This is a genomic window from Flavobacterium mesophilum, from assembly GCF_039581405.1.
In the GTDB taxonomy this organism is placed as follows: domain Bacteria; phylum Bacteroidota; class Bacteroidia; order Flavobacteriales; family Flavobacteriaceae; genus Flavobacterium.
Window position 1 is genome coordinate 846,637 of the sequence record NZ_JBCPXZ010000003.1, and the last position, 15,589, is coordinate 862,225.

11 protein-coding genes are annotated in these 15,589 nt (G+C 35.8%); 8 read left to right on the plus strand and 3 right to left on the minus strand.

The features are described 5' to 3' along the window. The first annotated feature begins 2 nt into the window (after positions 1–2). The 5 genes from AAYQ19_RS12585 (at position 3) to AAYQ19_RS12605 (ending at position 5,189) form a co-directional block, all read left to right on the plus strand. Positions 3–2,255 (plus strand): TonB-dependent receptor, encoded by a 2,253-nt coding sequence (locus AAYQ19_RS12585; protein ID WP_343536696.1) that lies wholly within the window; start codon positions 3–5, stop codon positions 2,253–2,255. 218 nt (positions 2,256–2,473) lie between these two features. Beyond that, positions 2,474–2,938 (plus strand): thioredoxin family protein, encoded by a 465-nt coding sequence (locus AAYQ19_RS12590; RefSeq protein WP_343536698.1) that lies wholly within the window; start codon positions 2,474–2,476, stop codon positions 2,936–2,938. An 18-nt stretch (positions 2,939–2,956) separates the two neighbouring features. After that, complete coding sequence (locus AAYQ19_RS12595) at positions 2,957–4,132, plus strand: lycopene cyclase family protein (RefSeq protein ID WP_343536699.1); 1,176 nt, start codon at positions 2,957–2,959, stop codon at positions 4,130–4,132. Positions 4,133–4,244: 112 nt separating this feature from the next. Then, entirely contained in the window at positions 4,245–4,676 is a 432-nt protein-coding gene (locus AAYQ19_RS12600) for an ArsR/SmtB family transcription factor (protein ID WP_343536701.1), read from the plus strand. A 102-nt stretch (positions 4,677–4,778) separates the two neighbouring features. After that, a complete protein-coding gene (locus AAYQ19_RS12605) occupies positions 4,779–5,189 on the plus strand; it encodes a BrxA/BrxB family bacilliredoxin (RefSeq protein ID WP_026727407.1) in 411 nt (136 codons plus the stop codon). Positions 5,190–5,324: 135 nt separating this feature from the next. Here the strand turns inward: AAYQ19_RS12605 and AAYQ19_RS12610 are convergent, their stop codons facing one another. The 3 genes from AAYQ19_RS12610 to AAYQ19_RS12620 are packed head-to-tail and all read right to left on the minus strand — an operon-like array spanning position 5,325 to position 11,024. Further along, a complete protein-coding gene (locus AAYQ19_RS12610; protein ID WP_343536703.1) occupies positions 5,325–6,692 on the minus strand; it encodes an efflux transporter outer membrane subunit in 1,368 nt (455 codons plus the stop codon). Then, the gene (locus AAYQ19_RS12615) at positions 6,685–9,858 is read right to left on the minus strand and encodes an efflux RND transporter permease subunit (protein WP_343536705.1); all 3,174 of its coding nucleotides are present in this window, start codon (positions 9,856–9,858) and stop codon (positions 6,685–6,687) included. Before AAYQ19_RS12615 ends, AAYQ19_RS12610 begins: the two co-directional genes overlap by 8 nt. 20 nt (positions 9,859–9,878) lie before the next feature. Next, positions 9,879–11,024, minus strand: coding sequence for an efflux RND transporter periplasmic adaptor subunit (locus tag AAYQ19_RS12620; RefSeq protein WP_343536707.1), 1,146 nt, complete (start codon positions 11,022–11,024; stop codon positions 9,879–9,881). A 275-nt stretch (positions 11,025–11,299) separates the two neighbouring features. Between AAYQ19_RS12620 and AAYQ19_RS12625 the strand changes: the two genes are divergently transcribed. The 3 genes from AAYQ19_RS12625 (at position 11,300) to trhO (ending at position 15,432) form a co-directional block, all read left to right on the plus strand. Then, on the plus strand, positions 11,300–12,238 hold the full coding sequence (locus AAYQ19_RS12625) for a polyphosphate kinase 2 family protein (protein ID WP_343536708.1): 939 nt from the start codon (positions 11,300–11,302) through the stop codon (positions 12,236–12,238). Positions 12,239–12,275: 37 nt separating this feature from the next. Next, the gene (locus tag AAYQ19_RS12630) at positions 12,276–13,946 is read left to right on the plus strand and encodes a SulP family inorganic anion transporter (RefSeq protein ID WP_343536709.1); all 1,671 of its coding nucleotides are present in this window, start codon (positions 12,276–12,278) and stop codon (positions 13,944–13,946) included. A 127-nt stretch (positions 13,947–14,073) separates the two neighbouring features. After that, on the plus strand, positions 14,074–15,432 hold the full coding sequence (gene trhO / locus AAYQ19_RS12635) for an oxygen-dependent tRNA uridine(34) hydroxylase TrhO (protein WP_343536711.1): 1,359 nt from the start codon (positions 14,074–14,076) through the stop codon (positions 15,430–15,432). Positions 15,433–15,589 lie beyond the last annotated feature (157 nt).

Below are 15,589 nucleotides of genomic sequence, written 5' to 3' on the forward strand. Positions count from 1 at the left end.
GAATGAAATATTTATTTTTGACATTATTAATAATTTCAACTAAAAGCATTTTCGCTCAAAATATATCGGGAAAAGTAAATGCATCAATTCCTCTTGGTCAGGAAATTAATGTTGGTTTGTTAAATACAAACTTTAAAACTCAAACAGATTCTCTTGGTTTTTATAAACTTGAAAACATTCCAATTGGGACTTATAAAATAAATGTGACCTCGACGGGATTCAAACCAATTACCCAGCGAATATCACTTTTAGAAAATCAGAATTTGACTCTCGATTTTGAATTGACAGAAGATCAGAACGAATTGAATGAAGTAGTAGTTTCCGGAACTTTAAAACCAGTTAAACGTTTGGAAAGCGCGGTTCCGGTTGAGGTTTATTCGCCAGTTTTCTTCAAGAAAAACCCAACGCCAAGCATTTATGATGCACTTCAAAATATAAATGGTGTTCGTCCACAGTTAAATTGTGGTGTCTGTAATACGGGCGATATTCATATAAACGGATTGGAAGGTCCGTATACTTTGGTTTTGATTGACGGAATGCCAATTGTGAGCAGTCTTTCGACGGTTTATGGTTTGTCGGGAATTCCGAATTCTTTGGTGGAAAGAATCGAAATTGTAAAAGGTCCAGCTTCATCTCTTTATGGAAGCGAGGCAGTTGGTGGATTGATAAATATCATTACAAAAAATCCAACCAATGCGCCGGTATTTTCTGCAGATGTCTTCACGACAACCTATTTAGAAACCAATGTTGATTTGGGAATGAAATTCAATCCGACCAAAAAATCGACTACACTTTTGGGTGTTAATTACTTCAATTACAATCAGGTTATTGATAAAGACAAAGATAATTTTACTGATGTAACACTTTCTGACCGAATTTCTGTTTTCAATAAATGGAGTTTCCTTCGAAATAATAATCGCCTATTTACGATCGCAGCGCGCGGCATGTATGAAGATCGCTGGGGCGGAGATGTGCGTTGGGAAAAGAAATATCGTGGAGGCGATGAAATTTACGGCGAAAGCATTTATACCAAAAGAGCCGAATTAATTGGAGCTTATCAATTGCCTTTTCAAGAAAAGCTGATGCTTTCGTTTTCGGGAAATGTGCATTATCAGGACAGTCGTTATGGAACAACTTCGTATATCGCCAATCAGAAAATTGGTTTTTTGCAATTGACTTGGGATAAAAAAATCAAACGAAATGATTTGTTGGCCGGAATTGCAAGCCGATATACATATTACGACGACAACACTCCAGCTACAAACGAACCCGAAAATACTTGGTTGCCAGGAATTTTTGTTCAGGACGAAATTACGTTTTCTTCAAAAAGTCAGGTTTTGCTTGGAATGCGTTACGACTACAATTCAATTCACGGTTCTATTTTGACGCCAAGATTTGCATATCGATTTAAAGCAAATGAAAACACAATTTTTAGACTCAATGCCGGAACTGGATTTCGAGTAGTGAATTTATTTACCGAGGATCATGCGGCGTTAACGGGTTCTAGAGATGTGATAATTGCAAATGATTTAAAACCGGAAAAGTCTGTAAATGTAAATTTAAATTATATTCAGAAAATTAATTTTGGGAACGGAACCTTTATGGGCATCGAAACAACCGCTTTTTACACTCGTTTTAGCAACAAAATCATTTCTGACTATGAAAGTGACCCAAACAAGATAATTTACGATAATATCGACGGATATGCATTAAGCCAAGGAATCAGTACAAATATCGATTTGAATTTTCCGACAGGTTTGAAATTTATTGTAGGCGCAACGGTTTTGGACAATAAAAATGTTCAAAACGGAATTTCGGAACGGCCTTTTTTAACTGAAAATTTTACTGCGACTTGGAGTGTTTCATATAAAATAGAATCCTTAAATTTAATGTTGGATTATACCGGAAATGTTTACAGCCCAATGAAATTGCCTTTGCTGAGCGAAACAGATCCGAGAAGCCCAAAATCGCCTTGGTACAGTATTCAAAATATTCAGTTTACTTACACAGGTTGGAAGAATTTTGAGCTTTATGGAGGAATTAAAAATTTGTTGAATTTTACGCCAATGCAAAATAATCCATTTTTGATTTCGAGAACAAATGATCCTTTTGATAAAAATGTGCAGTACGATTCGGCTGGAAAAGTATTGGTGACACCTGATAATCCGTATGGTTTGACTTTTGACACGACTTATGTTTATGGTCAAAATCAGAGTATTCGGGGGTTTTTTGGATTGCGATATGTGTTTAGGTAATTTACGGGTCGCACATTGAATGACAAAATAAATTGAAATGAAGCCAATTTATAATTAAACTGGACTGAAGTCCAGCTCTACAATATGAATCGAGCTATCGCTCTTTAAGTTCCAACGGAACAAACTATTTTGTAGAGCTGGACTTCAGTCCAGTTTAAGCATACGAAGAGATATACGATAATTTTAATCGGTTGCATCTGATAAACAAACTTGCCAAAATGAAAAAGCTATTTCTATTTATTTTTTTCTTCGGAATAACTTCAACGGTTTTCTGTCAATTAAAAAGCAGAACTTTTGAGGAAATAGATAGTTTGCAGAAAATTCAAAAACGAAAAACAATTGTTTTTATTCACGCTGATTGGTGTCAGTTTTGCCAGCGGATGAAAGAAACAACATTTAAAAATCAGGAAATCATAGAGAAGTTAAATTCGGATTTCTATTTTATTTCATTAAATGGCGAGGAAAAACGAGATATTACATTTAACAATCACACATTCAAATATCTTCCTTCTGGCAATAATGTTGGTGTTCACGAACTCGCTTTAGCACTCGGAACGATGAATAATCAGATTCTATATCCGGTTTTGTGTGTTTTGAATGAGAAGAATGAAATCATTTTTCAATATTCAAACTATATTCCTCAAGCCGACTTTAAAATTCTTTTAGAAAAACTGAAAGAATAAATTTTCTTATTTTTGAGAATGAATTCTTCACAAATCAAACATTTCGATTACATTTTTACCGGAACCGGACTGGCATCTTTGATGACTGTTTATAAAATGATTTTATCTGGAAAATTCTCGGATAAATCCATTTTGCTTTTAGACGAAAACACAAAACAAGCCAATGATAGAACTTGGTGTTTTTGGGAAAAAGAGGAATCGATATGGGATTCAGTCATATTAAAAAAATGGGATTCGGCTATTTTTTCCAATGAAAAGTTTAAACGCAATATAGCGTTGAAGCCTTACCAATACAATAAAATCAAGAGTTTAGATTTTTATCAATTTGTTTTTGAAGAAATTTCGAAACATTCAAATATTACTTTTCAAAATGAAAAAGTAATAAACATCAACGAACTTGACACGCATGTTTTTGTTGGAACAGAGGAAAATCGATATTCGTGCAATTATCTCTTCAATAGCATTTATACAAAGGCTTTCGCCGAAGGGCAAAACAAATATCCTGTTTTACAACAACATTTTGTTGGCTGGTTTGTGAAAACCGAAGAAGGAGTTTTTAATCCCGAGGAAGTGACCTTCATGGATTTTTCGGTAGAACAAAAAAACAATACGCGATTTATGTATGTTTTGCCAACTTCAAAAACAGAAGCTTTGGTTGAATATACGCTGTTTTCGGAAAAACTGCTTCCGAAAGAGGAATACGAAAAGGAAATTGAAGTTTATCTGAAGAAATTCGGCGCAAGCCAATATCAAATTTTAGAAAAAGAGCAGGGAAGTATCCCAATGACGTGCTATCCTTTCTGGGAGAAAAACACCAAACGCGTTTTGAATATTGGTACGGCCGGCGGTTGGACAAAAGCAAGCACAGGTTATACTTTTAAAAACTCAGATAAAACATCAACGGATTTGGTGCAATTTCTTCATACTTCGACTTCGCTCAATATGACATCTTTTCATAAAAAGAATAGATTTTGGTTTTATGATTTAATGCTTTTAGACATTCTGCATCGCCATAATGAATTGGGAAGTTCTATTTTTTCATCTTTATTCAGAAAAGGAAATCCAAAATTAATCTTCAAATTTTTGGATGAAGAAACAAATTTTGCCGAAGATCTTCAAGTGATTATTAAATGCCCAAAATTGCCTTTTCTTAAAGCATTATTTAATGCAATAATCCTTAATCGCAAAAAATAGTTCATTCCTTGAAAAATCTGGCTTATTATTCTATTATTGAAACTTTTTGAGGCGGTTAGTTAGCTGAATTTGAAATTAAGTTTGTGCTTTAATTAAATGTCAAATTATGGGAATGAGCAAACGCTTAAATTTTGATGAAGAAACAGTAGCGATAGGGAAAATTTGCAAAGCACTTGGGCATGCGACACGAATACAAATTATGACATTGTTGTGGAAAAGGGACAATAGGACTTGTGGTGAAATTGTTGAATTGATTCCGCTGGCACAATCCACAATTTCAAAGCATTTATTGGAATTAAAAAAAGCAAATCTAGTAAATGTCAAAAGTGAAGGAAAAAAAACAATTTATTCGATTAAAAGCGACAATATAAAACTGCTAAAAAAATATTTGAGCAGTTATCTTTCGACTATTGAGATTGCTGAGCAAAGTAAATCAACGGTTTTTGCAACTAGATATAAAATTAAAAGCAGAAATAGTCATTTGAAACAATACAATTATCAATTTCCTGATAAAAAAGTAAAACGCACGGAGCTTTCAGTTTAAATTTAATATCGAACTATAACAAAACTTTATACTTCAAATTAACTAGTTGCGAGTAAACTTTGTAACTTTGCAACTTAAAAGTAAAATTTAAAAGACAAGAATATGTATCCACAAGAAATGGTAAAACCAATGGAAGCTGAATTAACATCAGCAGGTTTTCAAGATTTACATAGTGCTGAAGCTGTTGAGAATGCTATCAAAGCTGAAGGTACCACTTTAGTTGTTGTAAACTCTGTTTGCGGGTGCGCTGCAAGAAATGCACGTCCAGGAGCAAAAATGAGTTTAGATAATGCTAAAAAACCAGATCACTTGATCACTGTTTTTGCAGGAGTTGACAAAGAAGCTGTTGATGCTGCAAGACAACATATGTTTCCTTTTCCTCCATCATCGCCATCTATGGCTTTGTTCAAAAACGGAGAATTGGTTCACATGTTAGAGCGTCACCACATTGAAGGACGTCCAGCTGAAATGATCGCTGAGAATTTGCAAGATGCGTTTAACGAATTTTGTTAATTCTTAAGGTTCTAAGTTATTAAGATGCTAAGGCTCTAAGATAAAAAAAAGAGGCTGTCTTTTGGACAGCCTCTTTTTTGTTTATAATCTGCTTCAGAAAACTTAGAACCTTAGCAGCTTAGAATCTTAGCATCTTTAAAGATTCCATCCTCCACCAAGTGCTTTATACAATTCAACCATTGAACTTAGTTGTCTTTCAGATAATTGTGCTAGGCTTAGTTGAGCATTAAATAAGTTGGTTTCAACATCTAAAACTTCTAAGTAAGAAACATAACCGCTGTCGTATCTTTCGCGAGAAAGGTTAAAGTTTATCAAGGCAGCCTTAACTTGTCTGTCGCGAGCTTTGTATTCTTCTTTATACGTTCTGATGTTTTGAATGGATTGTTCTACTTCAGAAACAGCACCAATATATGTTTTTTGATAAATGAATTTGAATTGTTCTGCTTGTTGTCTGTTGATTTCAACTCTTCTTTTGTTTTTTCCAAAAGCAAAAATTGGTCCGGCAATTCCAGCCGATGCATTTTGAGAATAGGAACTTCCTAGAAACAAGTTGCTTAAATCAGCGCTTGCGAATCCAGCTATTGCGGCTAAATTCAATGATGGAAAACGCATTGCTTGAGCTACACCAATTCTTTCATTCGCGGCTTTGTATCTTAATTCGGCTGCTTTTACATCAGGTCTGTTTTCTAACAACGCTGATGGAAGTGAAAGTGGAATTTCGCTCACGATCTGCAATTCTGTATTGCTTTTTCCTCTTGGAATTTCAGTAGGAAGTTGCCCCGTAAGCAACGCAATCGCATTTTCTTGATAGGTTATTTGTCGCTGAATGTTTGGAATAGCAGCTTCTGCAATTGCAACTTGTTGTTCAATTTGAACTTTGTCCACTTCAGAGATGTATCCATTTTTGAATCTTTGATTTATGATTTCATAGTATTTCTCTCTTGTTGCAAGTGTAGATTTTGTAATTTCCAGCTGATCGTCAAGATTTCGCATTTGAAAATAAGCGACAGCAATATTGGTGACAATTTCAGAAAGTACAACTTTACGAGCTTCTTCGGTTGCCAAGAGTTCGCTTTGAACTGCATTATTCTCATGACGGTATTTTCCCCAAAAATCAAGTTCCCAAGACATGCTTGCTCCTGCATTTGAAGGAGTAAAGTTTTTCTCGTTGCTGTTTATGGTTGCTCCATATTGAAAAGTCGGAAATAAATCGGCTTTAGCATAACCTAATTCCGCACGAAGCTGATCGATTCTCGAAACTGCGATTTTTAGGTCGTAATTGTTTTCCAATCCTTTTTTGATAAGATCTTTTAAAACATCATCATTAAATAAATCAAACCATTTCAAATTGGTCACTGATGCCAAGCTGTCAAGATTTCTTTCGTTTTTATAAGAATCCGACTTTTGCTGTTCTGGTCTGCTATATTTTGGTCCTACCATACAACCCACAGGAAATAGTATGAGGATAAATATAACAACGATTATTTTGTGTCTCTTAATCATGTCCTGCAGTATTTGATTCCACATTATTTCCTTCAGATACGATTGTCTCATCTTTCTTTTTTCCGATGTTTTCAATCATTACAAATAGACCTGGTACAATTAAAACCCCAAGAATTGTCGCAATTAACATACCGCTGAATACGGCCATTCCCATTACAATACGAGCTTGCGAACCTGCACCAGTTGCGGTCAATAACGGAACAACTCCAAGAATGAATGCGAATGCTGTCATCAAAATCGGTCGGAAACGAAGTCTCGCCGCAACCATAGCCGATTCATATAGTGGTTTTCCTTTTTCGTATTCTTCTTTGGCAAACTCTACAATAAGGATGGCATTTTTAGCCACTAATCCAATTAACAATACGAGTCCGATTTGCGCGAATACGTTGTTGACATAAGCGTCACTTCCAAATCTCGCCAAAAGAAGCCCTAAAAATGCACCAAATACGGCAAAAGGAGCTCCAAGCAATACACTAAAAGGCAGTTTCCAGCTTTCGTATTGTGCGGCCAAAATCAAGAAAACAAAGACTAACGCCATTATGAAAACCGAACTTCCGCCAGGAGAGTGTTTTTCTTGATAAGATAAGTTGATGTAATCAAAACTCATATCTGCTGGCAAAGTCTGTTTTGCGACTTCTTCTAGAGCAGTCAAGGCCTGAGCACTACTATAACCATCATTTGGGCTTCCACCAATTTCGGCAGATCTAAATAAATTTAGACGATTTGTAAAGTCGGGACCTGTAACTTTTGTTGCCGTAACCAGAGTTGAAACAGGAAGCATATCACCCGCATTATTTTTTACATAAATGAGATTTAAGTCCTCTGGTCTGACACGATCAGCGGCTTCACCTTGCAGATAAACTTTGTATTGACGGCCAAAACGGTTGAAGTCATTTACATAGCTTCCCCCGAGGAAAGCTCCCAATGCTTCAGTAACTTTAGAAACTGGAATACCCAATTTCATCGCTTTGTCATTGTCAATTTCTAATTTAATCTGTGGTGTTCCAGCATTAAAAGTCGTATAAATTCGTTTTATTTCTGGGCGCTGCTGAGCGGCGGCAATAAAAGCTTGTGTTTGTTCGGCCAAATATTGTGGTGTATTTCCACCTCTATCTTGCAGCATCAAACTGAAACCAGCAGACGCTCCCAAACCTTGAATCGCAGGTGGTCCAAATGAAAAAGCTGTGGCCGTCGTAATTTGTGTCGCAAGTTTTTTGTTGAATCGATCTACAAATTGCTTCGCGGTTTCTTCTCGATCTTCCCAAGGTTTTAATGAGATGAAAATAAATGCATTGTTTGGTTGATAAGAATTCGTAAGCATACTGAATCCGTTTATCGTTGTATAAGATAAAATGGATTTTTCTTCTTTCAAGAAGCTATCTACTTTTTTAGAAATTTCATCGGTACGTTGTAAAGATGATGCCGGTGGCAATGCAATATTGACCAAAACATATCCTTGATCTTCTTCAGGAATAAATCCTAACGGAATTTTCTTTCCTAAGAATGCCGTAGCGGCCAATATGACTGCCAGCAAAACAACTATACGTAAAGCTTTTTTTGCAAAAAATGTAGCTCCATTTATGTATTTTCCAGTCACTTTTTCAAAGATTCTATTAAATCCTGAGAAGAATTTTGCCAACCAGCCGGTTTGCTCATCAAGAGGTTTTGTCGGTTTCAAAAGCATAGCACAGAGTGCAGGACTTAAAGATAAAGCACTAAAAGCCGAGAAGGCGACCGAGACGGCAATGGTTATGGCAAACTGTTGGTAAAAACGGCCAGTGATTCCAGGCGTCATCGCAACAGGGATAAATACCGCGCATAAAATCAAGGCAATTGCTATAACAGGCCCAGATACTTCACGCATCGCTTGAACGGTGGCTTCTTTTGGAGTTTTTCCATGTTCAATATGATGAATAACGGCCTCAACAACCACAATCGCATCATCGACTACAATACCAATTGCTAATACTAATCCTAGTAGTGAAAGCGTATTGATAGAGAATCCTAACATCGGGAATACGGCAATTGTTCCTATAAGGGAAACTGGAACAGTAATTAAAGGAATTAAGGTAGCACGCCAGTTTTGAAGGAAAATGAAAACCACCAAAATAACCAAAATAATTGCCTCAAAAAGAGTATGAACGATATCGTCAACTCCGGCAGTAATGGCTAAAGTTGTATCTAAAGATTCTTGATAAACAATGTCATTTGGGAATTTTTCAGACAATTGCTTCATTGTGCTTTTTGCGGTTTCAGCTACATCAAGGGCATTACTTCCTGGCATTTGATATAAAGCAACAACAGCACTTGGCGAACTGTTTCGACGTGCGGTTGAACTGTAGTTTTCTGTTCCAAGCTCAATTCTAGCAATATCAGTCAATAAAACTTGAGCTCCATCTTGTTTGCTTCGAACTACAATTTCTCCAAATTCTTTTTCAGTAACTAAACGATCTTGAAGAGTTACCCCATAAGTGAATTCGGTATTTGCTGGTGCAGGTTCTGCCCCAAATTTCCCTCCCGGACTAATCATGTTTTGCGCATTCAATGCATTTTTGACATCATCAACTGTAACGCCAAGTTTGCTCATCATATCGGCTTTTAGCCAAATACGCATGGAATAGTCACTACCTCCAAAAAGGGTAACTTCACCAACTCCTTTAATACGAGCCAATTGATCAACAATGTTAATACTCGCATAGTTGTTCAAGAATTTGGCGTCATATTTCGGATTTGTAGATGTCACGGTAAATAACATCATCGGGAATGACAGCGATTTTTTTACAACCACACCTTGTTGTTTTACACTTGAAGGCATAAAAGGCGCTGATTGGTTTTGTCTATTTTGCGTAAGCATGTTGGCATTATCCAAATTGGTTCCAACATCAAAAGTTACCTCAATAGTACATGCACCATCAGAAGTGTTGATTGATTTCATGTAAAGCATATTTTCAACTCCATTCACTTTTTGTTCAATTGGAGTTGCAACTGCTTGTTCAACATTCAGGGCATTTGCTCCTGTAAAAGATGTTGTGATTTTTACAACAGGAGGATTAATATCCGGATATTGTGAAATAGGCGTTTTTTGTAAAGCCAGTAATCCAAGTATTACTATAATAATACTGATTACAATAGCAACGATCGGTCTTCGGACGAAAAATTCTCCCATAATACTATGTATGTAGATTATTATTTAATAGCTGCAGATTCAGTGTCACCTAATTGCCATTGAACAATTTTTGGTGTAATAACGCTTCCGTTTTTCAATAATGAAGTACCTCCCATGGCTATCTTATCACCAGGTTTTAAACCTTCTTCGATGATATATCCGTTTTTAATGGCGGGACCAGGTTTCACAATTTGCATTTGGACTTTATTGTCGTTGCCCAAAACATATACTTGATAAATTCCTTGCACTTCTATAACAGCGCGTTGCGGAATTACAATAGCATCTTTACGAATGTCAGTAAGCAAAGCAATTTTTGCGTACTGTCCCGGACGAAGTAATTTGTCTGGATTTGCAAAAGCGGCTTCAAATGTTATTGCACCAGTTGCAGGATCTATTTGTCTATCGGTAAAGCTTACTTTTCCTGTTTGAGGATAAGTTGAGCCATCTGATAGTTTTAAAGAAACTGATGCTCCAGAACCTTTTAAAGTAGAATTTGGTTTGTTGAATTCTCTGTATAAACGAAGAAATTCCTGCTCGCTCATGGTAAAACGAACTCTCACATCTCCTAAATCAGATATGGTGTTTAAAATTGAAACAGCGCCTGGACGAACATAATCACCAACTCTTACTTTCGAGATTCCTATTAATCCAGAAATTGGAGCGACAATTCGGCAATATCCTAATTCAATTTTTGCATTTTGTACAGCCGCATCCGATGCTTTGATTTGAGCAATCGAAGCGGTATAAGCTGATTTGGCAGAAACTAATTCTCTTTGGCTGACCGCGTTCATTTTAGCCAATGGCGTAATCATGTCCAGATCTGATTTGGTTTTTGATAAAAGCGCCTGTGATTCGGCGGCACTTCCTTCGGCTTGATTCAATTTAGCTTTATACGGCAAAGGATCAATGGTATATAATAGTTGTCCTTTTGTAACAAAGCTACCTTCCTTAAAGTTGACACTTTCAATAATGCCATCGACTCGAGGATTAATTTGAATGTCTGATTGACCAAAAGTTTGTCCCGTGTATTCAGATTCAATTTTAACATCCTGCTGTAAAACGGTGGTTACTGAAATTTCTAAAGGCTTGGGTTGAGGTGGGGCTTCTTTTTTGCAGGAACACAATAAAAAAAGTAAGAAAATTGCTGGGGAGTAAATTTTGTTCATTTTAAAAATTTTATTAAATTCTATTAATAACTTAAATAACTTAAAACCAAATAAATCCTAAGCTAAGTTAACATTTTTTTAATTAAAAAATTAAATATTGTTTTCATTTTATAATTTTTTCTAATTTTATAGTAGGCTGGTTTTCAGTGGTTAAAAAATCCGATAAAAAGCTGAAAAAATCCGATGATCTGCATTTTTGTAAGAATAAACAAATCAAAGTCAAAATAGAAAACTTCAAAAATTTTGTAATTATGTCAAAAAAGAAGAAAAGCAAAATGAAAAATTTGGACTCAGATCCGAATAATTTGAAAGCAATTACTAAAAAAGAATTGCTGCATCGCGCCAAGAAGTTTTCAGAACAATATTGCGTGGGAGATGATAAAAATTTTACATTAAAAGATAAACCCACTTCTTATTTTGGTGACGAACCGAAATCGGTGATAAAGGAAACGCTCCAAATGGGCGTAAAAGCGCTTGCTGCCATGCAAGACATTCTTTATGCTCAAGATAAATGGTCGGTTCTTGTTATTTTTCAGGCAATGGATGCTGCCGGAAAAGATGGGGCGATCAAACATGTTATGTCTGGAATAAATCCGCAAGGTTGTCAAGTTTCATCTTTTAAAGGACCAAGTTCTGAAGAGCTGGATCATGATTATTTATGGCGTTGTCAAAAGCATTTGCCAGAAAGAGGCCGAATAGGGATTTTTAACCGTTCATATTACGAAGAAGTATTAGTGGTTCGCGTTCATGAACAAATTTTAAGAGGCCAAAAAATCCCAGAAAAATTAATAACCGAAAATATTTGGGAAAATCGTTTTGAAGATATTCGAAACTTTGAAAAATACTTGAACAGAAACGGAACCATCGTAATCAAATTTTTTCTGAATGTTTCTAAAGAAGAACAAAAAAGAAGGTTTATAGAACGAGTTGATAATCCTGATAAAAACTGGAAATTCAGTGCTGCTGATGCCAAAGAAAGAGGATATTGGGATGATTATATGTTTGCTTACGAGGAATTGATCAAAAATACTTCAACCAAAAAATCGCCTTGGTATGTGATTCCAGCTGACAATAAATATTATGCTCGAATAGCGATAGCATCGGCAATTATTCATGCTTTGGATGAAATGGATTTAGAATATCCAAAAGTTGGTCCAGAAAAAATAGCAGAATTAAACGAAGTTAAAAAAGCATTATTGGCAGAGAAGGACTGACGCTTTGTTGTTTTAGCTAAGATTTAATCATTTCATTATGACTACTAAGCTTTTACCTGCTGTAGATTGGATTAGGAATTATAAAAGCAAAAATCTAAAAAAAGATTTTGTTGCCGGAATTACACTTGCGGCTTATGGAATTCCTGTGTCTCTTGCTTACGCAACACTTGCGGGGCTGCCTCCGCAATATGGAATTTACGGTTATTTAATTGGTGGCATTTTTTATTCTTTTTTTGGAACAAGCAGACAATTGGCTATAGGTCCGACATCGGCAATTTCATTATTAATTGGCACGACGATTTCCAGCATGGCAAACGGTGATGTACAACGGTGGGCAGAAATAGCTTCGCTTACCGCATTGGTTTTTGCTGGAATGGCTATAATTGCCTATTTGCTTCGATTAAGTGGTATTATTAATTTTATTAGTGAAACTGTTTTGGTCGGATTTAAAGCGGGAGCGGCAATAACAATTGGTTTGACTCAATTGCCTAAATTGTTTGGCGTAAAAGGAGGTGGCGATAATTTCATCGAAAGAATTATCATGCTTTTTCATCAAATTCCAGATTTAAATACCACTGTTTTTATTTTTGGAATTATCGCTATTGTCATACTAATTATTGGTGAAAAATTGGCTCCACAATTTCCCCTCGCCATTATGATTGTTGTGGTGTCGATCATTCTCATTTTAACAACATCATTAAAAGATGCTGGATTTAAAACGGTCGGAATTATCCCGACTGGACTTCCTGAGTTTCATCTGCCCTCTCTTCGAATTAGGGATGTGGAGGGCGTTTTGCCTTTGTCAATGGCTTGTTTTTTATTGTCTTATATCGAAAGCGTTTCTGCGGGCCGAACATTGGCACAAAAAAACGGATACGTTATAAATCCACGTCAGGAACTTCTGGCCCTCGGTGTTGCTAATGCCGCAGTTGCGTTAGGGCAAGGTTATCCTGTTGCAGGAGGTTTGTCGCAATCTGCGGTGAATGATGCTGCAGGCGCTAAAACACCACTATCTCTTGTGTTTGCTTCTGCAACAATTGCTTGCTGTCTTCTCTTTTTAACGGGGCATCTTCAAAATTTGCCAACGGTCATTTTAGCATCTATTGTTCTGGTTGCCATCCGTGGTTTGTTTGATTTAAAAGAAATGAAACATCTCTACAAAATAAACAAACAAGAATTTGGCGTTGTTATGATTGCACTTGCTGGAGTTCTTATTTGGGGAATTCTTGCTGGAGTTATGTTGGCAACTCTTGTGACTTTATTGTTATTATTAAAAGCAGCATCAAAACCTAATGTAGCTTTTTTAGGAAGAGTTCCGGGAACTCGACATTATACAGATCTGAAGAGACATCCTGATAATGAAAAGATTGAGGGTGTATTGATTGTGAGAGTAGAATCTTCAATATTTTATTTTAATGTTGAATATATCAAAGAGCAGATTTGGGAAAAAATCTATAGCGAATCAAATTCCTTGAAAACAGTAATACTAGATTTAAATTCTTCTCCTCGAATTGATATTTCGGGAGCTCGTTTTTTGAAAAATCTCTTTTTGGATTTGCGTGAGCGAAATATTGTTTTGAAAGTTGCCGAAGCTCGTTCTGACGTTCGGGATAGTCTTCGTGCGGAAGATCTTGAAACTTTCGTGGGGCATATAAGTCGCTCTGTTTCTGTGGATGATTTGGTAACTCGTGCTATCGAAAATAATTAGTTTGATGTTAAAAAAATCAGATAATTAGGCTACGATCATTTTTAATCTCAAAATAAACTCTAAATTTGCCGCAGATTTTAAAGAAAATCTAATAAAATATAATTTCTCACTTAAAACTGTTTATAGCATGCAACTGTACAACACTTTGAGCGCAGAAGAAAGAGCTATCATGATCGATGATGCAGGACAACAACGACTAACGTTGTCTTTCTATGCGTACGCCAAAATTCAAGATCCACAAAAATTTCGTAATGATTTATTCGTAGCCTGGAATGCCCTTGATGCATTAGGCCGAATTTATGTTGCCAATGAAGGAATAAATGCTCAAATGAGTGTTCCTGCCGAAAATTTTGAAGCTTTTAGAGAAACTCTTGAAGCTTACGATTTCATGAAAGGCATACGATTGAATGTTGCCGTAGAACAAGACGATCATTCCTTTTTAAAATTGACTATCAAAGTACGTCACAAAATCGTTGCTGACGGTTTAAATGATGAAACTTTTGATGTTACCAATATTGGTGTTCACTTGAAGGCCAAAGAATTCAATGAAATCCTTGATGATCCAAACACAATTGTGGTTGATTTTAGAAATCACTACGAAAGTGAAGTAGGACATTTTAAAGGAGCAATTACTCCAGACGTTGAAACTTTTAGAGAAAGTTTGCCAATTATCAACGAACAACTTAAAGATCATAAAGACGATAAAAATCTAGTAATGTATTGTACTGGAGGAATTCGTTGCGAAAAAGCGAGTGCTTATTTCAAACACCAAGGTTTCAAAAATGTATATCAATTAGAAGGTGGAATCATCAACTATGCGAAACAATTGAAAGAGGAAGGCTTAGAAAGCAAATTCATTGGTAAAAACTTCGTATTCGATAATCGTTTGGGCGAAAGAATCACAGATGATATCATCTCGCAATGTCACCAATGTGGAAAGCCTTGCGATAATCACACCAACTGTGAAAATGATGGTTGTCATTTATTATTCATTCAATGTGATGAATGTAAAGCAGCAATGGAAAACTGTTGTTCTACAGAATGTTTAGAAATCATCCATATGCCTTTAGTTGACCAAGTTCGTTTGAGAACTGGAAAACAAGTTGGAAACAAAGTCTTCAGAAAAGGAAAATCTGAAAACCTAAAATTCAAACATTCAGGAGATTTGCCAGAAAGGGCTTTGGCAACTGCACAAAAGCAAGCTGATATCCGTCAGAAAATAAAAGTAAAAAAAGTACTTCTTGGTAAAGCGGAACATTATTACGTAAAAGCGCAAGTTGCACAATTTACCATTGAAAATCAAGAATTAAACGTTGGCGATAAAATCCTTATTTCTGGCCCAACTACAGGAGATCAGGAAATGGTCTTAGATAAATTCATCGTTGATGGCGCAGAAACGCAATCTGCTAAAATTGGTGATAAGGTTACTTTTGAAGTTCCATTTAGAATTAGATTGTCAGATAAATTGTATAAAATTTTAAATTAGCGGTTTTTAAACGCTAATTTACAATGTCGCATTCTTTTATAGTACATAGCCCACGGTATCAACCGTGGGCTATTTTATTAATGCTACTACAAATAATTTTTAAAATATAGACTATGATATAAATCATAGAAATCTAATCTATACCACATTATTTTTG

Bases quoted from the DNA above. Each gene is read 5' to 3' on its own strand.
- AAYQ19_RS12610 (WP_343536703.1), bottom strand. From the start codon at position 6,692: ATGATTAAGAGACACAAAATAATCGTTGTTATATTTATCCTCATACTA.
- AAYQ19_RS12615 (WP_343536705.1), bottom strand. From the start codon at position 9,858: ATGGGAGAATTTTTCGTCCGAAGACCGATCGTTGCTATTGTAATCAGT.
- AAYQ19_RS12600 (WP_343536701.1), top strand. From the start codon at position 4,245: ATGAGCAAACGCTTAAATTTTGATGAAGAAACAGTAGCGATAGGGAAA.
- AAYQ19_RS12630 (WP_343536709.1), top strand. From the start codon at position 12,276: ATGACTACTAAGCTTTTACCTGCTGTAGATTGGATTAGGAATTATAAA.
- AAYQ19_RS12625 (WP_343536708.1), top strand. From the start codon at position 11,300: ATGAAAAATTTGGACTCAGATCCGAATAATTTGAAAGCAATTACTAAA.
- AAYQ19_RS12585 (WP_343536696.1), top strand. From the start codon at position 3: ATGAAATATTTATTTTTGACATTATTAATAATTTCAACTAAAAGCATT.
- AAYQ19_RS12620 (WP_343536707.1), bottom strand. From the start codon at position 11,024: ATGAACAAAATTTACTCCCCAGCAATTTTCTTACTTTTTTTATTGTGT.
- AAYQ19_RS12590 (WP_343536698.1), top strand. From the start codon at position 2,474: ATGAAAAAGCTATTTCTATTTATTTTTTTCTTCGGAATAACTTCAACG.
- AAYQ19_RS12605 (WP_026727407.1), top strand. From the start codon at position 4,779: ATGTATCCACAAGAAATGGTAAAACCAATGGAAGCTGAATTAACATCA.
- trhO (WP_343536711.1), top strand. From the start codon at position 14,074: ATGCAACTGTACAACACTTTGAGCGCAGAAGAAAGAGCTATCATGATC.
- AAYQ19_RS12595 (WP_343536699.1), top strand. From the start codon at position 2,957: ATGAATTCTTCACAAATCAAACATTTCGATTACATTTTTACCGGAACC.